Raw genomic sequence first — 25,652 nt, 5'->3', positions numbered from 1 at the left:
CAGCTGCAAGGCCCCCATTTACAGGTCAAGCGTTTAAGAGCTACCGCAATTTGTAAACGCAGTTGCGGCAACCAAATCAAAGTTTCGGGAGAGTCAAGATGGGCAAAATTATCGGTATCGACCTGGGGACTACCAACTCCTGTGTCTCTATTCTGGAAAACGGTAAAGCCAAGGTTATCGAAAACGCCGAGGGTGCTCGCACCACGCCGTCGATCATTGCCTACGCCAACGATGGTGAAATCCTGGTTGGTCAGTCTGCAAAGCGCCAGGCCGTAACCAATCCGCACAACACTCTGTACGCAGTAAAGCGTCTGATCGGTCGTCGTTTTGACGAAGAAGTCGTTCAGAAAGACATCCAGATGGTCCCTTACAAGATCGTCAAGGCTGATAACAGCGACGCCTGGGTAGAAGTGAATGGCCAGAAAATGGCGCCTCCTCAGATTTCCGCTGAAATCCTGAAAAAGATGAAGAAGACCGCCGAAGACTACCTCGGTGAAGCCGTTACCGAAGCAGTCATCACTGTTCCGGCCTACTTCAACGACAGCCAGCGTCAGGCGACCAAGGATGCCGGCCGTATCGCGGGTCTGGACGTCAAGCGCATCATCAACGAGCCTACCGCCGCCGCTCTGGCTTACGGTATGGACAAGGCGAAGGGCGACCACACTGTCATCGTTTATGACCTGGGTGGCGGTACGTTCGACGTATCGGTTATCGAAATCGCTGAAGTCGACGGTGAGCACCAGTTCGAAGTGTTGGCCACCAACGGCGACACCTTCCTGGGTGGTGAGGACTTCGACATTCGTCTGATCGACTACCTCGTCGACGAATTCAAGAAAGAAAGCGGCATGAACCTGAAGGGCGACCCTCTGGCGATGCAGCGTCTGAAAGAAGCTGCCGAGAAAGCCAAGATCGAGCTGTCCTCCAGCATGCAGACTGACGTAAACCTGCCGTACATCACTGCAGACGCGACCGGTCCAAAGCACTTGAACGTGAAAATCTCCCGTTCCAAGCTGGAATCGCTGGTTGAAGATCTGGTTCAGCGCACCATCGAGCCTTGCCGCATCGCATTGAAGGATGCGGGCATCGACATCGGCAGCATCAACGACGTGATTCTGGTCGGTGGTCAGACCCGTATGCCGCTGGTCCAGAAGCTGGTGACCGAGTTCTTCGGTAAAGAAGCACGTAAAGACGTCAACCCGGACGAAGCGGTTGCCATGGGTGCTGCCATCCAGGGCGCGGTACTGGCTGGTGACGTGAAAGACGTTCTGCTGCTCGACGTCAGCCCGCTGACGCTGGGTATCGAAACCATGGGCGGCGTGATGACTGCGCTGATCGAGAAAAACACCACGATTCCTACCAAGAAATCCCAGGTGTTCTCGACTGCCGATGACAACCAGAGCGCTGTGACCATTCACGTGCTGCAGGGTGAGCGCAAGCAAGCCGGTCAGAACAAGTCCCTGGGCAAGTTCGACCTGGCCGAGATTCCACCTGCTCCACGTGGCGTGCCACAGATCGAAGTGACCTTCGACATCGACGCCAACGGCATTCTGCACGTAGGTGCGAAAGACAAGGCAACCGGCAAGCAGCAGTCCATCGTGATCAAGGCCAACTCCGGTCTGTCCGAGGAAGAAATTCAGCAGATGGTTCGTGACGCTGAAGTCAACGCTGAAGAAGATCGCAAGTTCGAAGAGCTGGCCTCTGCCCGTAACCAGGGTGATGCACTGGTCCACTCGACTCGCAAGATGATCTCCGACGCAGGCGACAAAGTGACTGCCGAAGAGAAGACTGCAGTTGAAGCTGCGCTCGTCGCCTTGGAAGCCGCTGTCAAAGGCGACGACAAGGCTGCCATCGAAGCCAAGGTTGAGGAGCTGTCCAAGGTTTCCGCGCCAATCGCTCAGAAGATGTACGCCGAGCAGGCCGAGAACCCGGAAGCAGCGGCCAAGTCTGCTGAAGAGCCATCCAAGGCTGACGACGCTGTCGATGCCGAGTTCGAAGAAGTAAAAGACCACAAGTAAGCGCAGGCTCACTTGCAAGCCGGTTGACCTCTTTCGAGTGGTGACTGGTAGGATGTCGCCGCGCGGGAGCTTGCTCCCGCGTTGGCGTGTCTGGAACAGGCAAAATTTCGGCAGGCGGATTTCGGTCCGAATGCCATGTGGCAAGATCGCGATGCTCCTGCGTGGCGACTCATTCTGCCGCTTTCTCGGTCGGATTTTTCCGGCCGTTGAACGAAGACCAGGATCGTTGAATTGACGTGAGTTGGGTCCGGGCCTGTATGGGGCTCAACGGGTTTGGCGAGGCTCAGGAGGGTCTTGCCGAACGTCCTCAAGAGTGCGGAAGAATTATGGCAAAGCGTGATTATTACGAAGTGTTGGGAGTGGAGCGAGGCTCCAGCGAGGCCGAGCTGAAAAAGGCTTACCGTCGTCTGGCGATGAAGCATCACCCTGACCGCAACCCTGATGACAAAGCGTCGGAAGAGATGTTCAAGGAGGCCAACGAGGCCTACGAAGTCCTGTCCGATGCCAGCAAGCGTGCAGCCTACGATCAGTACGGTCATGCCGGTGTAGATCCGAGCATGGGCGGCGGCGGTGGCTTTGGTGGTGGTGCTGGCGGTGCGAACTTCTCCGATATCTTCGGTGATGTGTTCAGCGACTTCTTCGGTGGTGGCAGAGCCGGCGGAGGTGGGCGCGGCGGTGCTCAGCGTGGCAGCGACCTGCGTTACACGCTTGAGCTGAATCTGGAAGAAGCGGTTCGTGGCACGACGGTCAGTATCCGCGTGCCGACGCTGGTCAACTGCAAGCCGTGCGATGGCAGTGGCGCGAAGAAAGGTTCTTCGCCGGTCACGTGTCCGACCTGTGGCGGCATCGGTCAGGTGCGCATGCAACAGGGTTTCTTCTCTGTGCAGCAGACGTGCCCGCGTTGCCATGGTCACGGCAAGATCATTTCCGATCCGTGCGACTCGTGTCATGGTGAGGGTCGTGTCGAAGAGTACAAGACGCTATCCGTCAAAGTGCCGCCAGGTGTCGATACCGGCGACCGTATTCGTCTGTCAGGCGAAGGCGAGGCGGGCGTTCAGGGTGGTCCGACCGGCGATCTGTATGTCGTGATCAACGTGCGTGAACACGACATCTTTCAGCGTGACGGCAAACACCTGTTCTGCGAAGTACCCATCAGCTTTACCGATGCAGCATTGGGTGGCGAGCTTGAAGTGCCGACCCTTGATGGTCGCGTCAAACTGAAGATCCCCGAGGGTACCCAGACCGGCAAGCAGTTCCGCTTGCGCGGCAAGGGTGTTGCCCCGGTGCGTGGCGGTGGTGCAGGCGACCTGATGTGTCGTGTGGCGGTCGAAACTCCGGTCAATCTCAGCAAGCGTCAGCGCGAGTTGCTGGAAGAGTTCCGCACATCGCTCGAGAACGACGAGTCCCACTCTCCCAAGGCCAGTGGCTGGTTTGAGGGTGTGAAGCGCTTCTTTGGTGATTTGTAAGGTTATCTAAGGAAATCGGCATGCGACGTATTGCTGTAGTGGGCGCCGCCGGGCGCATGGGTAAAACCTTGATCGAAGCGATTCAGCAGGCGCCTGGCGCCGGGTTGACCGCTGCGATCGATCGTCCTGACAGTACGCTGGTTGGCGCAGATGCTGGCGAGCTGGCTGCGCTGGGTCGTATCGGTGTTCCTTTGTCGGGTGATCTGGCCAGGGTTGCAGACGAATTCGATGTGCTGATCGACTTCACGCATCCGTCGGTGACGCTGAAGAACCTGGCGTTCTGCCGTAAGGCAGGCAAGGCCATGATCATTGGTACGACCGGGTTCAGCGTTGAAGAAAAGCAGCGTCTGGTTGAGGCGGGCAAGGAAATCCCGATCGTGTTCGCCGCCAACTTCAGTATCGGCGTAAACCTGTGCCTTAAGTTGCTCGATACGGCAGCCCGTGTTCTGGGTGATGACGTCGATATCGAAATCACCGAAGCCCATCACCGCCACAAGGTCGACGCGCCGTCAGGTACTGCGTTGCGCATGGGTGAAGTGGTTGCCAGTGCGTTGGGGCGTGACCTGCAGAAAGTCGCGGTCTATGGTCGTGAAGGTCAGACAGGCGCGCGTGATCGTCAGAGTATCGGCTTTGCAACGATCCGCGCCGGTGATGTAGTCGGTGATCACACGGTGCTGTTTGCTGCGGACGGTGAGCGTGTCGAAATCACTCACAAGGCATCAAGTCGCATGACGTTTGCCAAGGGCGCCGTGAGGGCTGCCATGTGGCTTGAGGGCAAGGCGCCAGGGCTGTATGACATGCAGGATGTGCTGGATCTGCATTGATCCCTGCTTCTGCAGTTACCAGGCCGGATTTCGTAGACACTGCGGAATTCGGCCTTTTACTGACTGATCCGCTTCAACCCGCTGTCGCATTTTCCCGCATTTCAGGCACATTGGTGGTAGACCAAAATGGGCCTTTTCTGTAAGCTACAGCTTTAGTGTGTCCACTAAAAGCGCGCAGATGATTCTATAAGAAAGCGGGGTGACGTATCTACGTCATTCCGCTTTTTTGCAACCTGCGAACGCCCTTTCAGGCTTTATTTACGGGAGGTCTTCTTGACTAAGCCAGCCATACTCGCCCTTGCTGATGGCAGCATTTTTCGCGGCGAAGCCATTGGAGCCGACGGTCAGACCGTTGGTGAGGTGGTGTTCAACACCGCAATGACAGGCTATCAGGAAATCCTTACCGATCCTTCCTATGCCCAGCAGATTGTGACCCTGACTTACCCCCATATCGGCAACACCGGCACCACGCCTGAAGACGCCGAGTCTGATCGCGTCTGGTCCGCAGGCCTGGTCATTCGTGATCTGCCGCTGGTCGCCAGCAACTGGCGCAACAAGATGTCGCTGGACGACTACCTGAAAGCCAACAACGTTGTCGCCATCGCTGGTATCGACACCCGTCGCCTGACCCGCATCCTGCGTGAGAAAGGTGCACAGAACGGCTGCATCATGGCCGGTGACAATATTTCCGAAGAAGCGGCCATTGAAGCTGCGCGCGGCTTCCCTGGCCTCAAAGGCATGGATCTGGCCAAAGAGGTCAGCACCAAAGAGACCTACGAGTGGCGTTCCAGTGTCTGGGATCTGAAGACCGATAGCCATGCTGAAATCGCTGCGTCCGAGCTGCCTTATCATGTGGTTGCCTACGATTACGGCGTGAAGCTGAACATCCTGCGCATGCTGGTCGAGCGCGGCTGCCGCGTAACCGTGGTTCCGGCGCAAACGCCTGCCAAGGACGTTCTGGCCTACAACCCGGATGGCGTGTTCCTGTCCAACGGTCCTGGTGATCCAGAGCCTTGCGACTACGCGATCACTGCAATCAAGGACGTGCTGGAAACCGAAATTCCGGTCTTCGGCATCTGCCTGGGTCACCAGTTGCTCGCTCTGGCCTCCGGCGCCAGGACCGTAAAGATGGGTCACGGCCACCACGGTGCCAACCACCCGGTTCAGGATCTGGACACCGGTGTCGTCATGATCACCAGCCAGAACCACGGTTTTGCGGTGGACGAAGCCACGCTGCCGGCCAACGTGCGCGCCATTCACAAGTCGCTGTTCGACGGTACTCTTCAGGGTATCGAGCGTACCGACAAGAGCGCCTTCAGCTTCCAGGGTCACCCTGAAGCCAGCCCTGGCCCGAGCGACGTCGCCCCTCTGTTTGATCGCTTTATCGAAGCCATGGCCAAGCGACGCTGACCGGTTGCCTTGAGAATGTAGTAAGCAGGTGACCTGGCTGGACCTGGACAACGCGTCCGGTCGCTGCCACCCAGGCCACCTCAATGAAATGTTCAAGACGGCTTGCCGACTGACCTGCGGATTTGAGTGACAACCCATGCCAAAACGTACAGATATTAAAAGCATCCTGATTCTCGGCGCCGGCCCCATCGTGATCGGCCAGGCCTGTGAATTCGACTACTCCGGCGCCCAGGCCTGCAAGGCTCTGCGCGAGGAGGGTTACCGCGTCATCCTGGTGAACTCCAACCCGGCCACCATCATGACCGACCCGGCCATGGCAGACGCCACCTACATCGAGCCGATCAAGTGGCAAACCGTTGCCAAGATCATCGAAAAAGAGCGTCCGGACGCACTGCTGCCAACCATGGGCGGCCAGACTGCACTGAACTGTGCGCTGGACCTGGAGCGCGAAGGCGTCCTGGAGAAATTCGGCGTCGAAATGATCGGTGCCAACGCCGACACCATCGACAAGGCCGAAGACCGTTCGCGTTTCGACAAGGCGATGAAATCCATCGGTCTTGACTGCCCGCGTTCCGGCATCGCCCACTCGATGGAAGAAGCCAATGCTGTTCTTGAAAGGCTCGGCTTCCCTTGCATCATCCGTCCGTCCTTCACCATGGGCGGCACCGGTGGCGGTATCGCCTACAACCGTGAAGAGTTCGAAGAAATCTGCGCCCGTGGTCTGGATCTGTCGCCCACCAAGGAACTGCTGATCGACGAATCGCTGATTGGCTGGAAAGAATATGAAATGGAAGTTGTCCGCGACAAAAAGGACAACTGCATCATCGTCTGCTCCATCGAAAACTTCGACCCGATGGGCGTGCACACCGGTGACTCGATCACTGTGGCTCCAGCGCAGACCCTGACCGACAAGGAATACCAGATCCTGCGTAACGCCTCCCTGGCGGTCCTGCGCGAGATCGGCGTTGAAACCGGTGGTTCCAACGTTCAGTTCGGCATCTGCCCGGACACCGGCCGCATGGTCGTGATCGAGATGAACCCGCGTGTTTCGCGCTCCTCGGCACTGGCTTCCAAGGCGACCGGTTTCCCGATTGCCAGAATCGCGGCCAAGCTGGCCGTTGGCTACACGCTGGACGAGCTGTCCAACGACATCACCGGCGGCAAGACCCCGGCTTCGTTCGAGCCGTCCATCGACTACGTCGTCACCAAGCTGCCGCGTTTTGCGTTCGAGAAATTTGCCAAGGCCGACGCTCGCCTGACCACCCAGATGAAATCAGTGGGTGAAGTCATGGCCATCGGTCGCACCTTCCAGGAATCCCTGCAGAAAGCTCTGCGTGGTCTGGAAGTAGGCGTCTGCGGTCTTGATCCGAAGCTGGATCTGAGCCATCCGGAAAGCATGAGCACCCTGAAGCGTGAGCTGACGGTGCCGGGCGCCGAGCGTATCTGGTACGTCGCTGACGCCTTCCGCGCCGGTATGAGCGTTGAAGACATCTTCGCCATGAACATGATCGACCCCTGGTTCCTGGTCCAGATCGAAGATCTGATCAAGGACGAAGAAAAGGTCAAGACACTGGGTCTGTCGGCGATCGACCGCGACCTGATGTTCCGCCTCAAGCGCAAGGGCTTCTCCGATGCCCGTCTGGCCAAGCTGCTGGGCGTGACCGAGAAGAACCTGCGTACGCACCGTCACAAGCTGGAAGTGTTCCCGGTCTACAAGCGCGTCGACACCTGCGCCGCCGAGTTCGCGACAGACACCGCGTATCTGTACTCGACTTATGAAGAAGAGTGCGAAGCCAACCCTTCGACGCGCGACAAGATCATGATTCTGGGTGGCGGTCCTAACCGTATCGGCCAGGGCATCGAGTTCGACTACTGCTGTGTACATGCCGCCCTGGCGCTGCGTGACGACGGGTACGAGACCATCATGGTCAACTGCAACCCGGAAACCGTTTCCACCGATTACGACACGTCCGATCGTCTGTACTTCGAGCCGGTCACGCTGGAAGACGTGCTGGAAATCGTGCGCGTCGAGAAGCCGAAAGGCGTGATCGTCCAGTACGGCGGCCAGACGCCGTTGAAGCTGGCGCGTGCCCTGGAAGCGGCAGGCGTGCCGATCATCGGCACCAGCCCTGACGCCATCGACCGTGCAGAAGACCGTGAGCGCTTCCAGCAGATGGTCGAGCGCCTGAATCTGCGTCAGCCGCCAAACGCGACGGTGCGCAGCGAAGACGAAGCCATTCGTGCTGCCGCGAAGATCGGCTATCCGCTGGTCGTGCGTCCATCCTATGTGCTGGGTGGCCGTGCGATGGAAATCGTTTACCAGGAAGAGGAGCTCAAGCGTTACCTGCGTGAGGCGGTTCAGGTCTCCAATGATAGCCCGGTGCTGCTGGATCACTTCCTGAATTGCGCCATCGAAATGGATGTCGATGCAGTCTGCGACGGCACCGACGTGGTCATCGGCGCGATCATGCAGCACATCGAACAGGCGGGCGTTCACTCCGGTGACTCCGCGTGCTCGCTGCCGCCTTACTCGCTGCCGGCGCATATCCAGGACGAGATGCGCGAACAGGTCAAGAAGATGGCGCTGGAGCTGGGCGTTGTCGGCCTGATGAACGTGCAGTTGGCTTTGCAGGGCGAAGACATCTATGTCATCGAAGTCAACCCGCGTGCATCGCGTACCGTACCGTTCGTGTCCAAGTGCATCGGTGTTTCCCTGGCCATGATCGCTGCGCGCGTGATGGCAGGCAAAACCCTGAAAGAGCTGAATTTCACCAAGGAAATCATTCCGAATTTCTACAGCGTGAAAGAAGCCGTCTTCCCGTTCGCCAAGTTCCCCGGCGTTGACCCTATTCTCGGTCCGGAGATGAAGTCGACCGGTGAGGTGATGGGCGTCGGTGATACCTTCGGTGAGGCGTTTGCCAAGGCTCAGATGGGCGCCAGCGAAGTGCTGCCGACCGGTGGTACTGCATTCATCAGCGTTCGTGACGATGACAAGCCTTTGGTGGCTGGCGTTGCGCGCGATCTGATCGGTCTTGGCTTCCAGATCGTTGCGACGGCGGGCACTGCCAAGTTGATCGAAGCGGCGGGCTTGAAAGTGCGCCGCGTCAACAAGGTCACCGAAGGTCGTCCGCACGTGGTCGACATGATCAAGAATGACGAAGTCACCTTGATCATCAACACCACCGAAGGCCGTCAGTCGATCGCGGACTCCTACTCCATTCGTCGCAACGCCTTGCAGCACAAGATTTACTGCACCACTACTATTGCAGCAGGCGAAGCTATCTGCGAAGCGCTCAAGTTCGGTCCAGAGAAGACTGTACGTCGCTTGCAGGATCTCCATGCAGGATTGAAGGCATGATCAAATACCCAATGACTGTTCAGGGCGCTCGCGCCCTGGAAGAAGAACTTACACATCTGACCAAGGTGGTCCGTCCCAAGCTGAGCCAGGACATCGGCACGGCTCGGGAGCTGGGCGACCTGAAGGAAAACGCTGAATACCATGCTGCCCGCGAACAGCAGGGCATGGTCGAGGCGCGTATTCGTGACATTGAAGGCCGTATGCAGAACGCCGTGGTGATCGATGTCACCACGATTCCTCACACCGGGAAGGTGATTTTCGGCACGACTGTCGAAATCGCCAACGTTGAAACGGACGAAAGCGTCACGTATCAGATCGTCGGTGAGGATGAGGCGGACATCAAGAAGGGCAAGATTTCGGTGGGTTCGCCTATCGCCCGTGCCTTGATTGCCAAGGAAGAAGGCGACGTCGTTGTCGTGAAAACGCCCAGCGGCGTGATCGAATACGAAATCGTCGAGGTTCGTCACATCTAAGGCGAAGTGCCCGCTTCTGGCGGGCGCAACCTGTCGGCCTTCATGGTTCTGGTCTTGAAGGTTCTGGCGGTAGCCTGTTCGATAGTCTGGTGCGAGATAGTGCGGTAAATCAGGAGCAGGGCGCGCCGAAAGCGGCCCTGGCTTCTGCTTTTTTTAGTGCGCGCGGTGGACGTTGGACAACAGCTTGTTTACCTTTGGGTTCTTGCGATAGATCAACGCCATTTTGCCGATGACCTGAACCAGGTCGGCCGAGCCGGCTTTGCAGATCTCTGCAATGGCCTGCAGGCGGCTTTCACGGTCAAGGATGTTGAGCTTGATCTTGATCAGCTCGTGATCGCTCAGTGCGCGTTCAAGCTCTGCCAGCACACCTTCAGTCAAACCATTGTCAGCCACGATCAATACCGGTTTCAGGTGGTGGCCAATGGATTTGTATTGTTTCTTCTGCTCTTGAGTGAGCGGCATAATCTGACCTCTGCGTCTGATCTTGTAAAAAGCGGCGGCCAGTTTACCCGAGCGAGTCCGGGACCGCCCAGTTAATCACGACTCGTTTATTTTTGAGGTGCCCCGTGGCCCGTTCCAAGACAAGCCATAACTGGCTCAAAGAACACTTCGACGACAAGTACGTCAAAATGGCACAGAAGGACGGCTACCGTTCGCGTGCCAGCTACAAGCTGCTCGAGATTCAGGAAAAGGACAAGATCATCCGTCCTGGCATGACCGTGATCGACCTCGGCGCCGCGCCTGGAGGCTGGTCGCAGGTGACCAGTCGTCTGATTGGTGGTCAAGGCCGCCTGATTGCTTCCGACATCCTTGAAATGGACAGCATCCCTGATGTGACCTTTATTCAGGGTGACTTCACCGAGGACGCGGTGCTCGCACAAATTCTGGAAGCAGTCGGTAATACGCAGGTAGACCTTGTGATTTCCGATATGGCCCCCAATATGAGTGGATTGAGCGCTGTGGACATGCCGCGTGCAATGTTTCTTTGTGAGCTGGCGCTTGATCTGGCCGGGCGGGTTCTGCGTCCGGGTGGCGATTTCCTCATCAAAGTCTTCCAGGGTGAGGGTTTCGATGTGTACCACAAGGACATTCGCAAACTGTTCGACAAGGTGCAGATGCGCAAACCCTTGTCCTCACGCGACCGTTCTCGCGAGCAATACCTGCTGGGACGTGGCTTCAAAGGTATCGAAGGCGCTGCCAGCGATGAGCGTCTCTGACGCGGAGCGATAGCTTTTTTTAAATAGCGCTGTCGATGCAGCATGTTCGAACATTGCGCAGTCAAAGTTTCACAAAGGGTTACAGACGTCGCCTGCCACATCTGTAGGTTCTGTAGTAAGTTAGGCCGGTGAATATCATGCGAGGCACGCTTGCTGCGTGGAGCTTGCTTCAGAGGGTAGCTAATTGAACGATATGGCAAAGAATTTGATCCTGTGGTTGATCATCGCGGCTGTCCTCGTGACGGTGATGAACAACTTCTCCAGCCCGAACGAGCCGCAGACCCTCAACTACTCCGAGTTCATCCAGCAAGTGAAGGATGGCAAGGTTGAGAAGGTTTCCGTCGATGGCTACGTCATCACTGGCAAGCGCAGTGATGGCGATACCTTCAAGACTATTCGTCCGGCTATCCAGGATAACGGTCTGATCGGCGATCTGGTCGACAACAACGTCGTCGTTGAAGGCAAGCAGCCTGAGCAGCAGAGCATCTGGACTCAATTGCTGGTCGCCAGCTTCCCGATTCTGGTGATCATCGCCGTCTTCATGTTCTTCATGCGGCAGATGCAGGGCGGCGCGGGTGGCAAAGGCGGGCCGATGAGCTTTGGCAAAAGCAAGGCGCGCCTGCTGTCCGAAGATCAGGTCAAGACCACTCTGGCGGACGTTGCAGGTTGTGACGAAGCCAAGGAAGAGGTCGGTGAACTCGTTGAGTTCCTCCGTGATCCGGGCAAGTTCCAGCGCCTGGGTGGCCGTATTCCTCGCGGCGTGCTTATGGTCGGTCCTCCGGGTACCGGTAAGACGCTGATCGCCAAAGCCATTGCTGGCGAAGCGAAAGTGCCTTTCTTCACCATTTCCGGTTCCGACTTCGTCGAGATGTTCGTGGGTGTTGGTGCGAGCCGCGTCCGTGACATGTTCGAGCAGGCCAAGAAGCACGCGCCATGCATCATCTTCATTGACGAAATCGACGCTGTCGGCCGCCATCGTGGCGCTGGCATGGGCGGTGGTCATGACGAGCGCGAACAGACGCTCAACCAGTTGCTGGTCGAGATGGACGGTTTCGAGATGAATGACGGCATCATCGTCATTGCCGCAACCAACCGCCCTGACGTGCTCGACCCTGCGCTGCTGCGTCCAGGCCGTTTCGACCGTCAGGTCGTGGTCGGTCTGCCGGACATTCGTGGTCGCGAACAGATTCTCAAGGTTCACATGCGCAAGGTTCCGATGGGCGAGGATGTGAATGCTGGCGTCATCGCACGCGGCACGCCTGGTTTCTCGGGTGCCGACCTGGCCAATCTGGTTAACGAGGCTTCGCTCTTTGCTGCTCGCTCCGGCAAGCGGATCGTCGAGATGAAAGAGTTCGAACTGGCCAAGGACAAGATCATGATGGGCGCCGAGCGCAAATCGATGGTCATGTCTGAGAAGGAAAAGCAGAACACGGCCTACCACGAAGCGGGTCACGCTATCGTCGGTCGTCTGGTGCCTGAGCATGATCCGGTCTACAAAGTGTCGATTATCCCGCGCGGTCGTGCGCTGGGTGTGACCATGTTCCTGCCGGAAGAAGATCGATACAGCCTGTCGAAGCGGGCGCTTATCAGCCAGATCTGCTCGTTGTACGGCGGTCGTATTGCTGAAGAGATGACACTTGGCTTTGATGGTGTCACCACGGGCGCTTCCAACGACATCATGCGCGCGAGTCAGATCGCACGGAACATGGTGACCAAGTGGGGATTGTCGGAAAAGCTGGGGCCTCTGATGTATTCCGAGGATGAGGATGCCGGTTATCTTGGGCGTGGCGGCAGCCAGAATTCCAACTTCTCAGGCGAGACAGCCAAACTGATCGACTCCGAGGTTCGCAGCATCATTGATCTCTGCTACGGCACCGCGAAGCAGTTGCTTACGGACAACCGTGACAAGCTCGATGCCATGGCTGACGCGCTGATGAAGTATGAAACCATCGATGCTGATCAGATCGATGACATCATGTCTGGTCGTCCACCGCGCGAGCCGCGGGACTGGGAAGGCGGTTCGGGTACCAAAGGTACACCTATCACTCCTGATCCACGCCCGGAAACACCGATCGGCGGCCCTGCTGCCGAACATTAAGGTCTGACATGACTTCTGCGCTGTACCCGACCCGGTTGCCTTGCGGCAACCGGGTTCTTGATTTGGCTCACACGCATGTGATGGGCATTCTCAATGCAACCCCTGACTCTTTTTCGGACGGCGGGCGCTACAGCCGGTTGGATGCGGCCTTGCGCCATGCGGAGGCGATGGTTGAGGCGGGCGCCACTCTGATCGACGTGGGTGGCGAGTCCACGCGTCCGGGTGCTCGTCCGGTATCGCCGGAAGAGGAGGTGCAGCGCGTTGCGCCAGTGGTCGAGCTCATTGCTCGGGAGCTGGATGTGATCATCTCCGTCGACACTTCGACGCCCGAGGTCATTGTCGAGTCCGCCAGGCTGGGCGCTGGTCTTATCAATGATGTTCGCTCGCTACGGCGTCCGGGTGCGCTCGAAGCCGCTGCCGCGACCGGTCTGCCGGTCTGTCTAATGCATATGCTGGGCGAGCCGGGCGACATGCAGGATAATCCGCATTATCAGGACCTCGTCGGCGAGGTAAGTGCCTTTCTGGTCGATCGCATGGAACGATGCGAGTTGGCCGGCATTCCCCGGGGCCGTATCATTCTTGATCCCGGTTTCGGCTTTGCGAAAACGCTGGAGCACAATCTCAGCCTGTTCAAGCACATGGAAGCGCTGCATGCTCTGGGTCGCCCGCTGCTGGTGGGCGTCTCCCGCAAAAGCATGATCGGCGCTGTGCTGGGTCGTCCTGTGGACGAGCGACTGATAGGTGGGTTGGCGTTGGCCGCACTGGCCATGACCAAAGGTGCAAGAATCTTGCGTGTGCACGATGTCGCCGAAACGGCTGACGTGGTGCGCATGATCGCAGCTGTCGAAACAGCTGAATAACAACAGTGGGGCATCCATGACTACCAGAAAATATTTCGGAACCGACGGCATTCGCGGTCGTGTTGGCCAGTTCCCGATCACTCCCGATTTCATGCTCAAGCTGGGCTGGGCGGCGGGCATGGCTTTCCGCAAGCTGGGCACCTGCCGGATCCTGGTCGGTAAGGACACGCGCATCTCCGGCTATATGTTCGAGTCTGCACTTGAGGCCGGATTGTCCGCTGCCGGTGCCGACGTAATGCTGCTGGGTCCGATGCCCACGCCTGCCATTGCCTACCTGACGCGTACATTCCATGCTGAGGCCGGTATCGTGATCAGTGCCTCGCATAACCCGCATTACGACAACGGCATCAAGTTCTTTTCCGGGCAGGGCACCAAGCTGCCTGACGAAATCGAAATGATGATCGAGGAGCTGCTCGACGCGCCGATGACCGTCGCCGAATCTGAAAATCTGGGCAAGGTATCCCGCATCAACGATGCCGCTGGTCGTTACATCGAGTTCTGCAAGAGCAGCGTGCCGACCAGTACCGACTTCGCCGGATTGAAAGTCGTTATCGATTGCGCGCACGGTGCGACATACAAGGTCGCGCCGAATGTCTTTCGTGAGTTGGGTGCACAGGTTGTCGTTCTGTCGGCTCAGCCTGATGGCCTCAACATCAACAAGGACTGTGGCTCTACCCATATGGAGGCGCTGCAGGCTGCCGTGCTGGCCGAGAAGGCGGACATGGGTATCGGCTTCGACGGTGATGGCGATCGGGTCCTGATGGTCGATCATACGGGCACCATCGTAGATGGTGATGAGTTGTTGTACATCATTGCGCGTGATCTGCACGAGCGAGGCCGTTTGCAGGGCGGTGTGGTCGGGACCTTGATGAGTAATCTGGGACTGGAGCTGGCCTTGGCCGAGCAGAATATTCCGTTCGTGCGCGCCAATGTCGGTGACCGTTATGTCATCGCTGAACTGCTTGAGCGTAACTGGCAGGTCGGTGGGGAGAACTCCGGGCATATCGTTTGCTTCCAGCATGCGACCACGGGTGATGCGATCATCGCAGCGCTGCAGGTCATTCTCGCATTGCGTCGCAGCGATATCAGCCTTGCAGAAGCGCGTTTGAGGCTGCGCAAATGCCCGCAGATACTGATCAATGTCCGTTTTGGCGGAGAAGGGGTCGACCCCGTTTCGCACCCGTCCGTTCAGGAGGCCTGCGCGCGCGTTACCGAGCAAATGGCAGGTCGTGGCCGGGTTCTTTTGCGCAAGTCCGGCACCGAGCCATTGGTCCGCGTCATGGTCGAAGGTGAGGACGAATCTCAGGTCAGGGCCCATGCTGAAGAGCTGGCAAAACTGGTTGCTGAAGTTTGCGCCTGATTTCGGCTTGCCAGTGCTCTAAGTGTTGGGTAACATCTGCGCCCACTTTGACCCACGAGGTGTAGCATGCGTCGCCCAATGGTAGCTGGTAACTGGAAAATGCACGGTACCCGCGCCAGCGTCGCTGAGCTGATCAAGGGCCTTGCTCTGCAGTCTATTCCGAGCAATGTTGATGTTGCCGTAATGCCTTCGAGCCTGTTCATCGGTCAGGTGGTTCAGGGGCTTGAAGCTACCTCGATCACCGTTGGTGCTCAGGATGCGGCCATACAGGCTGCGCAGGGCGCGCTGACAGGTGAGGTTGCATCGAGCCAGCTGGCTGATGCAGGTTGCAAGCTGGTGTTGGTGGGGCACTCCGAGCGCCGTCAGTTGATTGGCGAGCAGGACGATGTCCTCAACCGCAAGTTTGCAGCGATCCAGGCAGAAGGGCTGACGCCGGTGCTTTGCATTGGTGAAACCCTGGAAGAACGTCAGGCGGGCCGGACACTTGAAGTGGTTGGTCGTCAGCTTGAGGTTGTCATTGCCGAGTTTGGTGTTGAAGCGTTCCGGAATGCGGTCATCGCTTACGAGCCAGTCTGGGCCATTGGTACCGGATTGACTGCTTCGCCTGAAGAGGCGCAGGAAGTGCACGCAGCCATTCGTGCGCAACTGGCGGAAAAGAATGCCGAAGTCGCACAAGGCGTGCGACTTCTCTATGGCGGCAGCGTTAAGTCGGCCAATGCGGTCGAGTTATTCAGCATGCCGGATATCGATGGGGGGCTCATTGGTGGTGCCTCCCTGAATGCAGATGAGTTCGGTGCGATCTGTCGCGCCGCGGGAAACTGAAAAAATGCTGGAAACAGTCGTAGTCGTTTTTCATCTGTTGGGCGCTCTGGGCGTTGTTGCTCTGGTATTGCTGCAGCAGGGTAAAGGTGCGGACGCAGGTGCGTCTTTCGGAGCAGGTGCATCAAATACTGTCTTCGGAGGGCAAGGAACCTCTACCTTTCTCAGTAAGTTTACTGCTATACTTGCGGCATGTTTTTTCATAACCAGCTTGGGGTTAGGTTACTTTGCTAAAGAGAAAGCTCAACAGCTGACTCAAGTAGGGTTGCCAGATCCAGCGGTACTGGAAGTGAAGCAAAAGCCGGCAGCAGATGATGTTCCGGTGCTCGAAGGGCAAAAGCCAGCTGTTGTTCCAGCTGACGTACCTCAGGCTCCAGAGCAGAAGTAAAAGAATTCAGGCGATGTTGTTGAGGTCGCCGAAAAGAGTTGTAATGCCGAGGTGGTGGAATTGGTAGACACGCAACCTTGAGGTGGTTGTGCCCATAGGGTGTAGGGGTTCGAGTCCCCTTCTCGGTACCAATTGAACAGGAGAGCCCGCACTAGCGGGCTTTCTTGTAGGTGGATGTTCGATTGACCCATAGATGGATCGGTCGTATACTTCCGCCCCAGCTTTGTCGCGGGGTGGAGCAGCTTGGTAGCTCGTCGGGCTCATAACCCGAAGGTCGTTGGTTCAAATCCAGCCCCCGCAACCAGTTTTAGCGGAGCCCCTTTTCAGGGGCTTTTTGTTAGCTGGACAGTACATGACGTCGATGTTCAGCGGCGTTCTCATGGATGGGCTTTTGCCCATTTTTTTATTTTTAAAGCATGCACGAGGGGGTTCAGGTGTCGAGCAAGCTAGAACAGTTGCAGGCCTTGTTGGCCCCGGTGGTCGAGGCTCTTGGCTATCAATGCTGGGGAATAGAGTTTCTTTCCCAGGGCCGACATTCACTGCTGCGCATTTATATCGACAAGGAAGGTGGTGTTCTGGTGGAGGACTGCGAAATCGTCAGTCGCCAGATAAGTGGTGTTTTGGACGTAGAAGATCCAATCGCTGCCGAATACACGCTTGAGGTGTCTTCTCCCGGCATGGACCGCCCACTGTTCACTCTTGAACAGTTTGCTTTGCACGCTGGGGAACAAGTGAAAATAAAGCTGCGCTCGCCCTTCGATGGTCGACGCAACTTTCAAGGCCTTCTCCGCGGGGTGGAGGAGCAGGACGTCGTGGTGCATGTAGAAGACCATGAATACCTGTTGCCGATCGACTTGATCGACAAGGCCAACATTATTCCCACGTTTGACTGAGACGTGCCAGATACTGCGGATCCCGCGGATCCAATGGCTTGCGAAAGGCGAGGCGTACGATGAGCAAAGAAGTACTGCTGGTTGTTGAGTCGGTGTCCAATGAAAAGGGCGTTCCGGCAGGTGTAATTTTCGAAGCACTGGAGCTGGCGCTTGCCACGGCTACCAAGAAGCGTTTTGAAGATGAAGTTGAACTGCGTGTGGAAATCAACCGTCACACGGGTAACTACGAGACTTTCCGTCGCTGGACAGTGGTCGAAGACGAAGATCTGGACGATCCGGCTTACGAGTTGGCAGTTGATCAGGCCCAGGCCAAAAAGCCGGGCGCCGTTGCTGGCGATCTGATCGAAGAGAAAATCGACTCCATCGAGTTCGGCCGCATTGCCGCACAGACCGCCAAGCAAGTCATTGTGCAGAAGGTTCGTGAGGCTGAGCGTGCTCAGGTTGTCGACGCCTATCGCGAGCGTCTGGGCGAAATTATTTCCGGTACTGTCAAAAAGGTTACGCGTGACAATGTCATCGTTGACCTTGGCAACAATGCCGAAGCACTGCTGGCTCGTGAAGACATCATCTCCCGGGAAACTTTCCGGGTCGGTGTTCGCGTTCGGGCGCTGCTCAAGGAAATCCGCACCGAAAACCGTGGCCCTCAGCTGATCCTGTCGCGTACTGCGCCAGAGATGCTGATCGAGCTTTTCCGTATCGAAGTACCGGAAATTGCCGAAGGTCTGATCGAGGTGATGGCTGCCTCCCGTGACCCGGGTTCGCGTGCAAAAATCGCTGTTCGCTCCAAGGACAAACGAATCGATCCGCAAGGCGCCTGCATCGGCATGCGTGGTTCGCGAGTTCAGGCCGTTTCCGGCGAGCTGGGTGGCGAGCGTGTGGATATCGTGCTTTGGGACGATAACCCGGCACAGTTTGTGATCAACGCAATGTCCCCTGCTGAAGTAGCGGCAATCATCGTAGATGAAGATGCGCATGCAATGGATATCGCTGTTGGCGCGGACAACCTGGCTCAGGCGATTGGTCGTGGCGGTCAGAACGTGCGTCTGGCAAGTCAGTTGACTGGCTGGACCCTGAACGTAATGACCGAATCGGACATCCAGGCCAAGCAGCAAGCTGAAACCGGCGACATCCTGCGCAATTTCATCGAAGAGCTGGAAGTCGATGAAGAACTGGCACAGGTTCTGGTTGATGAAGGCTTTACCAGCCTGGAAGAGATTGCCTACGTACCGTTGGAAGAAATGCTCAACATCGACGGCTTTGACGAAGACATCGTCAACGAGCTTCGCGCTCGTGCCAAGGATCGATTGTTGACTAAAGCCATCGCTACTGAGGAAAAGCTGGCAGACGCCCATCCGGCCGAAGACCTGCTCTCGCTTGAGGGTATGGACAAGGATTTGGCGATGGAACTGGCGGTGCGCGGCGTAGTTACCCGCGAAGACCTGGCCGAGCAGTCTATAGATGACCTGCTCGACATCGACGGCATTGACGATGATCGTGCCGGCAAGTTGATCATGGCCGCCCGAGCCCATTGGTTCGAGTAAGTAGGCGCGGCCTGAGGAGAGAAGTGCATGACGCAAGTCACGGTGAAAGAACTGGCCAAAGTGGTCGACACACCGGTAGAGCGCCTGTTACAGCAGATGCGTGAGGCAGGTCTGCCGCACACCGCCGCCGAGCAAGTTGTGACCGATAACGAAAAACAAGCCCTGTTGACGCATTTGAAAAGCGGTCACAAGGCCAAGGTGGAAGAGCCGCGCAAGATCACTTTGCAGCGCAAGACCACCAGCACACTGCGCGTTGCTGGCAGCAAGAGCATCAGCGTCGAAGTGCGCAAGAAGAAAGTCTTCGTACAGCGCAGCCCGGAAGAAATCGAAGCCGAGCGCAAGCGTGAGATGGACGAGCGCCGTGCGGTAGAAAATGCCGCACGCCAAAAGGCTGAAGAAGAAGCCAAGCGTCGCGCAGAAGAAGCGCCGCGCCAGCCTGCTGCACAGACTGCCGAGCAACCTGCACCCGCAGTTGCTCAGCCTGTTGCCGCTGCCGAGCCTGCGCGTGAAGCGCCGGCGGCTCCTGCTCCGGCACATCCGAACGCGACGCCGACCGTTGAAGTCCGCAAGCGTGACGACCAGCGTCGCCCGGACAAGCCGCGCGCCGACGATCGTAACGCCCGTGGTGGCGACGGCGAGCGCAAGAACGCGCCTCATCGCGCTTCGGTCAAAGAGAAGGCACCGGCTCCACGCGTTGCGCCTCGCACTACCGATGAAGAAAGCGATGGTTTCCGTCGTGGCGGCCGTGGCAAGTCCAAGCTGAAGAAGCGCAATGCGCACGGTTTCCAGAGCCCTACCGGCCCTGTGGTTCGTGATGTTGCCATCGGCGAGACCATCACTGTCGGCGAATTGTCCGCACAGATGTCGGTCAAGGCTGCTGAAGTCATCAAGTTCATGTTCAAGATGGGCACTCCGGTGACCATCAACCAAGTACTGGATCAGGAAACTGCCCAGTTGATCGCCGAAGAGCTGGGCCACAAGGTCACGCTGGTCAGCGACAACGCCCTGGAAGATTCCCTGGCTGAATCGCTGAAGTTCGAAGGCGAGACGTTCTCCCGTGCACCTGTCGTGACCGTAATGGGCCACGTTGACCACGGTAAGACTTCCCTGCTCGACTACATTCGTCGTGCCAAGGTTGCTGCTGGCGAAGCCGGTGGCATCACCCAGCACATCGGCGCCTACCACGTTGAAACCGAACGCGGCATGGTGACTTTCCTCGACACCCCTGGTCACGCTGCGTTTACCGCAATGCGTGCCCGTGGTGCCAAGGCGACCGACATCGTGATCCTCGTGGTTGCGGCGGACGACGGCGTAATGCCACAGACCATCGAAGCGGTTCAGCATGCTGTTGCTGCTGGCGTGCCTCTGGTGGTTGCGGTGAACAAGATCGACAAGCCGGGCGCAGATCTTGATCGCATCCGTAGCGAGTTGTCGGTTCATGGCGTTACGTCAGAAGAGTGGGGCGGTGATACGCCTTTCGTACCGGTCTCCGCGAAGATGGGTACCGGCGTCGACGAACTGCTCGAAGCTGTCCTGCTGCAGGCTGAAGTTCTGGAACTCAAGGCAACACCGTCGGCTCCTGGCCGTGGTGTGGTTGTCGAGTCCCGTCTGGACAAGGGCCGTGGCCCGGTTGCGACGGTTCTGGTTCAGGACGGTACGCTGCGTCAGGGCGACATGGTTCTGGTCGGTTCGAACTTCGGTCGTATCCGCGCCATGCTCGACGAGAACGGCAAGCCGGTCAAAGAAGCAGGTCCTTCGATTCCGGTCGAAATCCTGGGTCTTGATGGCACACCGGACGCTGGCGACGAGATGTCTGTACTGGCTGACGAGAAGAAAGCCCGTGAAGTCGCTCTGTTCCGCCAAGGCAAGTTCCGCGAGGTCAAACTGGCTCGCGCTCATGCCGGCAAGCTCGAAAACATCTTCGAGAACATGGGGCAGGAAGAGAAGAAGACGCTCAACATCGTCCTCAAATCCGACGTCCGCGGTTCTCTGGAAGCATTGCAGGGCGCCCTCGGCGGCCTGGGTAACGATGAAGTGCAAGTGCGCGTAGTCGGTGGCGGTGTCGGTGGTATCACCGAGAGCGACGCCAACCTGGCACTGGCCTCCAACGCTGTACTGTTCGGCTTCAACGTGCGTGCCGATGCAGGCGCTCGCAAGATTGTCGAGCAGGAAGGTCTGGACATGCGTTACTACAACGTGATCTACGACATCATCGAAGACGTCAAGAAGGCCCTTACCGGCATGCTTGGCAGCGACGTCCGGGAGAACATCCTGGGTATTGCCGAAGTCCGCGATGTGTTCCGTTCGCCGAAATTCGGCGCGATCGCAGGCTGTATGGTGCTGGAAGGCGTTGTTCACCGTAACCGTCCGATCCGTGTACTGCGTGACGACATCGTTATCTTTGAAGGCGAGCTGGAATCCCTGCGCCGCTTCAAGGACGACGCTGCCGAAGTGCGTGCCGGCATGGAATGCGGTATCGGCGTCAAGAGCTACAACGACGTCAAGGTCGGTGACAAGATCGAAGTCTTCGAGAAGGTCCAAGTGGCTCGCAGCCTCTAAATCGCGAGCTTCAGGAGCCATGGTGAAACATCGCATGCAAATGCCGCTGTCTTCATCATGGGCTCTCAACGCAACGCCCGGTCTGGCATTTGTCAGGCCGGGCGTTTGCCGCTTTCAGACTGTCAGGGTTTGGTCCCGGATCAGTAACAGGTAACAAACATGGCAAAAGAATATAGCCGCACCCAACGTATCGGCGATCAGATGCAGCGTGAGCTGGCGCAACTGATCCGTCGCGAAATCAAGGACCCTCGTGTGGGTCTTGTCACCATCACCGCTGTCGATGTCAGCCGCGACGTGGGTCATGCCAAGATTTTCATGACCGTCATGGGTCAGGACAGCGCTGAGGAAATTGCACAGAGCATCAAGGTGCTCAACTCTGCTGCAGGTTTCCTGCGCATGCAGCTGGCGCGCGAGATGAAGCTGCGCAGCGTGCCGCAGTTGCACTTCCACTACGACGAAAGCGTCGTGCGTGGCGCTCACCTCTCGGCATTGATCGAGCGGGCCGTGGCCGAAGACGGGCAGCACCAGGAAGGTTCTGCGCCACAAGGCGTCAAGCCTGAAAGTACCGAGGAGTAAAGGGTGGCTCAGGTCAAGCGTATACGCCGCAATGTCAGCGGAATCATCCTGCTCGACAAGCCGCTGGGTTTTACGTCCAATGCGGCCTTGCAGAAGGTTCGCTGGTTGCTCAATGCCGAGAAGGCCGGCCACACCGGCAGCCTCGATCCGCTGGCAACGGGTGTACTGCCCTTGTGTTTCGGCGAGGCCACCAAGTTCTCGCAATACCTCCTCGATTCGGACAAGTCCTACGAAACCCTGATGCAACTCGGCAAGACCACGACCACGGGAGACTCCGAAGGCGATGTTTTGCTGACGCGTCCCGTGACCGTTGGTCGTGACGATATCGAAGCCGCATTGCCCGCTTTTCGTGGACAAATCAGCCAGATACCGCCGATGTACTCCGCCCTCAAGCGGGACGGACAGCCTCTTTACAAGCTGGCACGTGCAGGGGAAGTAGTGGAGCGCGAGCCCCGTTCTGTTACTATTGCGCGCTTGGAATTGCTTGCCTGCGAAGGCGACACGGCACGTCTGTCGGTCGATTGCAGCAAAGGCACCTATATCCGGACTCTGGTCGAGGATATCGGTGAGCAGCTCGGTTGTGGTGCATACGTCGCGGAGCTGCGTCGTACGCAGGCCGGACCGTTCAGTCTGGCCCAGACGGTCACGCTGGAAGAGCTTGAGCAGGTTCACGCCGACGGCGGCAATGAGGCGGTTGACCGCTTCCTGATGCCCTCGGACAGTGGTTTGCTGGACTGGCCGCTGCTGAAGTTTTCGGAGCACAGTTCGTTCTACTGGTTGCATGGTCAGCCAGTAAGAGCACCGGACGCGCCTAAGTTCGGCATGGTGCGGGTGCAGGATCATGAAGGTCGCTTCATCGGTATCGGTGAAGTCAGTGAAGACGGGCGTATTGCGCCGCGTCGATTGATTCGGTCAGAGTGACCGGAACCCGCCCATCGGCAGGCTTGCCTGCAGATGGGAGGGAGCGAGGATGGCTGTCAACAGGCACGGTCAAGCCTCTTTTTTTAATACGAGGATCTGTCCTCGGCCTGTTGGAAACGTTTCTTCGGAAGCGGTTCCTTGAATGGAAGGATTGCCCACATGGCACTCAGCGTTGAAGAAAAAGCTCAGATCGTAACCGACTACCAGCAAGCTGTTGGTGATACTGGTTCGCCAGAAGTGCAAGTTGCACTGCTGACCGCCAACATCAACAAACTGCAAGGCCACTTCAAGGCCAACGGTAAGGACCACCACTCGCGTCGTGGTCTGATCCGTATGGTAAACCAGCGCCGCAAGCTGCTGGATTACCTGAAAGGTAAGGACGTTAGCCGTTACAGCGCCCTGATCGGTCGTCTGGGTCTGCGTCGCTAATAACGACGTTGCTAGAGGTTGGTTGTCTGTCGCGAATCATCGGGTTTACCCGGTGGTTCGGGCAGGCTCCCAGCCTCAAGTTTTATCTGGACTGTGGAAGGGGCCGATTCCCCACGCTGCCCAAGAATTCGCAAGAAACCAGTTCCCCAAGAGCCACAAAGAAAGGTAGGAAACCGTGAACCCGGTAATCAAGAAGTTTCAGTTCGGTCAATCGACCGTAACCCTCGAGACAGGCCGTATCGCCCGTCAGGCCTCCGGTGCAGTATTGGTCACCGTTGACGACGACGTCAGCGTGTTGGTGACTGTTGTCGGCGCCAAGCAAGCCGACGCCAGCAAAGGCTTCTTCCCTCTGTCTGTGCACTATCAGGAAAAGACCTACGCTGCCGGCAAAATTCCTGGCGGTTTCTTCAAGCGTGAAGGCCGTCCTTCCGAGAAAGAAACCCTCACCTCGCGTCTGATCGATCGCCCGATCCGCCCCCTGTTCCCTGAAGGCTTCATGAACGAAGTGCAGGTTGTCTGCACCGTCGTTTCCACCAGCAAGAAAACCGATCCGGACATCGCTGCGATGATCGGTACATCGGCTGCCCTGGCGATCTCCGGCATTCCGTTCGACGGCCCGGTCGGCGCTGCGCGCGTTGCTTTCCACGAGAGCACCGGCTACCTGCTGAACCCGACTTACGAGCAGCTTCAGGCGTCGAGCCTGGACATGGTTGTTGCCGGTACTTCCGAAGCCGTTCTGATGGTGGAATCGGAAGCCAAGGAACTGACCGAAGACCAGATGCTGGGCGCTGTGCTGTTCGCACACGACGAGTTCCAGGTTGTGATCAATGCCGTCAAGGAGCTGGCTGCCGAAGCCGCCAAGCCTACCTGGACCTGGCAGCCAAAGCCTGAAGCGACCGCATTGCTGGGTGCGATCCGTGCCGAGTTCGGCGAAGCGATCTCCCAGGCTTACACCATCACCATCAAGGCCGACCGTTACGCGCGTCTGGGCGAGCTGCGTGAGCAGATCGTCGCCAAGCTTGCTGTCGAAGAAGGCAGCCCGTCTGCCAGCGAAGTCAAAGCCGCTTTCGGTGAAATCGAATACCGCACCGTTCGCGAAAACATCGTCAACGGCAAGCCGCGTATCGATGGCCGTGACACCCGCACCGTCCGTCCTCTGAACATCGAAGTCGGCGTTCTGCCAAAGACCCACGGTTCGGCACTGTTCACCCGTGGCGAAACTCAGGCGCTGGTCGTTGCCACGCTGGGTACCGCGCGTGATGCACAACTGCTCGATACACTTGAAGGCGAGAAGAAAGACCCCTTCATGCTGCACTACAACTTCCCTCCGTTCTCGGTGGGCGAGTGCGGTCGCATGGGTGGCGCAGGCCGTCGCGAAATCGGTCACGGCCGTTTGGCACGCCGCAGCGTACAGGCCATGCTGCCGGGCGCTGATGTGTTCCCTTACACCATTCGTGTGGTATCGGAAATCACTGAGTCCAACGGCTCCAGCTCCATGGCTTCGGTTTGCGGTGCATCCCTGGCACTGATGGACGCTGGCGTGCCGATGAAGGCGCCGGTTGCCGGTATCGCCATGGGTCTGGTCAAGGAAGGTGAGAAGTTCGCCGTTCTGACTGACATCCTGGGTGACGAAGACCACCTCGGCGACATGGACTTCAAGGTAGCCGGTACCGCCAAAGGTGTGACCGCGCTGCAGATGGACATCAAGATCAAGGGCATCACTGAAGAGATCATGGAGATTGCCCTGGGCCAGGCCCTGGAAGCTCGCCTGAACATCCTCGGTCAGATGAACCAGATCATCGGTCAGTCGCGTACCGAACTGTCGGCCAACGCTCCGACCATGATCGCCATGAAGATCGACACCGACAAGATTCGTGACGTCATCGGTAAAGGCGGCGCCACCATCCGTGCAATCTGTGAAGAGACCAAGGCTTCGATCGATATCGAAGACGACGGCTCGATCAAGATCTTCGGTGAATCCAAGGAAGCGGCCGAGGCAGCTCGTCAGCGTGTTCTGGGTATCACTGCAGAAGCGGAAATTGGCAAGATCTATGTCGGCAAGGTTGAGCGCATCGTCGATTTCGGCGCATTCGTCAATATCCTGCCTGGCAAGGATGGCCTGGTTCACATCTCCATGTTGAGCGATGCTCGCGTCGAGAAAGTGACCGACATCCTGAAAGAAGGTCAGGAAGTTGAAGTACTGGTACTGGACGTGGACAACCGCGGCCGTATCAAACTGTCGATCAAGGACGTCGCCGCTGCGAAAGCATCTGGCGTCTGATTGATCAGGCAGCATTGAAAAAGGACCCTCCGGGGTCCTTTTTTTATGAGCGCAATTAAAGGCTTATGCGGCCGTGCTGCATACAGCATGATGCAAACATGCATCTTGCATGCGTAAAACGAGAGGAAGCGGGCAAACTGCACGATTACGCAAAAGTGATGAAT

General features: G+C 57.7%; 20 protein-coding genes and 2 tRNA genes. 21 read left to right on the top strand and 1 reads right to left on the bottom strand.

The features are described 5' to 3' along the window. Positions 1–62: 62 nt before the first annotated feature. From dnaK to greA, 6 genes are all read left to right on the top strand, one after another. Positions 63–2,015 carry a molecular chaperone DnaK gene (dnaK, locus tag JTJ32_RS16685; RefSeq protein ID WP_257211809.1) on the top strand — a complete coding sequence of 651 codons (1,953 nt, stop codon included), beginning with the start codon at positions 63–65 and terminating at the stop codon, positions 2,013–2,015. 326 nt (positions 2,016–2,341) lie between these two features. Next, positions 2,342–3,481 carry a molecular chaperone DnaJ gene (gene dnaJ, locus JTJ32_RS16680; protein WP_004880000.1) on the top strand — a complete coding sequence of 380 codons (1,140 nt, stop codon included), beginning with the start codon at positions 2,342–2,344 and terminating at the stop codon, positions 3,479–3,481. Positions 3,482–3,501: 20 nt separating this feature from the next. After that, positions 3,502–4,305, top strand: a complete 804-nt coding sequence (gene dapB, locus JTJ32_RS16675; RefSeq protein WP_099226790.1) for a 4-hydroxy-tetrahydrodipicolinate reductase — start codon at positions 3,502–3,504, stop codon at positions 4,303–4,305. A gap of 273 nt (positions 4,306–4,578) precedes the next feature. Further along, a complete protein-coding gene (gene carA / locus JTJ32_RS16670) occupies positions 4,579–5,715 on the top strand; it encodes a glutamine-hydrolyzing carbamoyl-phosphate synthase small subunit (protein ID WP_099226791.1) in 1,137 nt (378 codons plus the stop codon). Positions 5,716–5,851: 136 nt separating this feature from the next. After that, complete coding sequence (gene carB, locus JTJ32_RS16665; protein WP_099226792.1) at positions 5,852–9,073, top strand: carbamoyl-phosphate synthase large subunit; 3,222 nt, start codon at positions 5,852–5,854, stop codon at positions 9,071–9,073. Next, positions 9,070–9,546, top strand: a complete 477-nt coding sequence (gene greA / locus JTJ32_RS16660; RefSeq protein WP_004879992.1) for a transcription elongation factor GreA — start codon at positions 9,070–9,072, stop codon at positions 9,544–9,546. Before carB ends, greA begins: the two co-directional genes overlap by 4 nt. 153 nt (positions 9,547–9,699) lie before the next feature. Here greA and JTJ32_RS16655 read toward each other — a convergent pair whose 3' ends face one another. Then, positions 9,700–10,008, bottom strand: a complete 309-nt coding sequence (locus tag JTJ32_RS16655; protein WP_004879990.1) for a YhbY family RNA-binding protein — start codon at positions 10,006–10,008, stop codon at positions 9,700–9,702. A 104-nt stretch (positions 10,009–10,112) separates the two neighbouring features. Between JTJ32_RS16655 and rlmE the strand changes: the two genes are divergently transcribed. The 15 genes from rlmE to pnp all read left to right on the top strand — a co-directional run bounded on the left by rlmE (position 10,113) and on the right by pnp (position 25,488). After that, entirely contained in the window at positions 10,113–10,763 is a 651-nt protein-coding gene (gene rlmE, locus JTJ32_RS16650) for a 23S rRNA (uridine(2552)-2'-O)-methyltransferase RlmE (RefSeq protein WP_004879989.1), read from the top strand. Between the two features lie 193 nt (positions 10,764–10,956). After that, complete coding sequence (gene ftsH, locus JTJ32_RS16645) at positions 10,957–12,861, top strand: ATP-dependent zinc metalloprotease FtsH (RefSeq protein ID WP_099226793.1); 1,905 nt, start codon at positions 10,957–10,959, stop codon at positions 12,859–12,861. 8 nt (positions 12,862–12,869) lie between these two features. Beyond that, complete coding sequence (gene folP, locus JTJ32_RS16640; RefSeq protein WP_099226794.1) at positions 12,870–13,721, top strand: dihydropteroate synthase; 852 nt, start codon at positions 12,870–12,872, stop codon at positions 13,719–13,721. A 16-nt stretch (positions 13,722–13,737) separates the two neighbouring features. Then, on the top strand, positions 13,738–15,081 hold the full coding sequence (gene glmM / locus JTJ32_RS16635; protein ID WP_210042691.1) for a phosphoglucosamine mutase: 1,344 nt from the start codon (positions 13,738–13,740) through the stop codon (positions 15,079–15,081). Positions 15,082–15,147: 66 nt separating this feature from the next. Further along, the gene (gene tpiA / locus JTJ32_RS16630; protein WP_099226796.1) at positions 15,148–15,903 is read left to right on the top strand and encodes a triose-phosphate isomerase; all 756 of its coding nucleotides are present in this window, start codon (positions 15,148–15,150) and stop codon (positions 15,901–15,903) included. A gap of 4 nt (positions 15,904–15,907) precedes the next feature. Next, a complete protein-coding gene (gene secG / locus JTJ32_RS16625; RefSeq protein ID WP_004879981.1) occupies positions 15,908–16,288 on the top strand; it encodes a preprotein translocase subunit SecG in 381 nt (126 codons plus the stop codon). A 45-nt stretch (positions 16,289–16,333) separates the two neighbouring features. Next, positions 16,334–16,419, top strand: a tRNA-Leu gene (locus JTJ32_RS16620). 96 nt (positions 16,420–16,515) lie between these two features. Beyond that, positions 16,516–16,592: transfer RNA gene (locus JTJ32_RS16615), tRNA-Met, on the top strand. 130 nt (positions 16,593–16,722) lie between these two features. Then, positions 16,723–17,181: a ribosome maturation factor RimP gene (gene rimP / locus JTJ32_RS16610; RefSeq protein WP_004879978.1), complete on the top strand. Its 459-nt coding sequence runs from the start codon at positions 16,723–16,725 to the stop codon at positions 17,179–17,181. A 59-nt stretch (positions 17,182–17,240) separates the two neighbouring features. Continuing rightward, positions 17,241–18,722 carry a transcription termination factor NusA gene (gene nusA / locus JTJ32_RS16605; protein WP_004879977.1) on the top strand — a complete coding sequence of 494 codons (1,482 nt, stop codon included), beginning with the start codon at positions 17,241–17,243 and terminating at the stop codon, positions 18,720–18,722. 27 nt (positions 18,723–18,749) lie between these two features. After that, positions 18,750–21,281 (top strand): translation initiation factor IF-2, encoded by a 2,532-nt coding sequence (gene infB / locus JTJ32_RS16600; protein ID WP_210042690.1) that lies wholly within the window; start codon positions 18,750–18,752, stop codon positions 21,279–21,281. A gap of 159 nt (positions 21,282–21,440) precedes the next feature. Further along, a complete protein-coding gene (rbfA, locus tag JTJ32_RS16595; protein WP_004879974.1) occupies positions 21,441–21,857 on the top strand; it encodes a 30S ribosome-binding factor RbfA in 417 nt (138 codons plus the stop codon). A 3-nt stretch (positions 21,858–21,860) separates the two neighbouring features. Continuing rightward, the gene (truB, locus tag JTJ32_RS16590) at positions 21,861–22,778 is read left to right on the top strand and encodes a tRNA pseudouridine(55) synthase TruB (protein WP_099226799.1); all 918 of its coding nucleotides are present in this window, start codon (positions 21,861–21,863) and stop codon (positions 22,776–22,778) included. Positions 22,779–22,937: 159 nt separating this feature from the next. Continuing rightward, on the top strand, positions 22,938–23,207 hold the full coding sequence (rpsO, locus tag JTJ32_RS16585; RefSeq protein WP_002555121.1) for a 30S ribosomal protein S15: 270 nt from the start codon (positions 22,938–22,940) through the stop codon (positions 23,205–23,207). 175 nt (positions 23,208–23,382) lie between these two features. Next, positions 23,383–25,488, top strand: a complete 2,106-nt coding sequence (gene pnp / locus JTJ32_RS16580) for a polyribonucleotide nucleotidyltransferase (protein WP_004879969.1) — start codon at positions 23,383–23,385, stop codon at positions 25,486–25,488. The last annotated feature ends 164 nt before the right edge of the window (positions 25,489–25,652 follow it).

This window comes from Pseudomonas alliivorans, assembly GCF_017826695.1.
In the GTDB taxonomy this organism is placed as follows: domain Bacteria; phylum Pseudomonadota; class Gammaproteobacteria; order Pseudomonadales; family Pseudomonadaceae; genus Aquipseudomonas; species Aquipseudomonas alliivorans.
The sequence above is the reverse complement of the archived record's forward strand: the minus strand, read 5'-3'. Positions and strand labels throughout refer to the sequence as shown.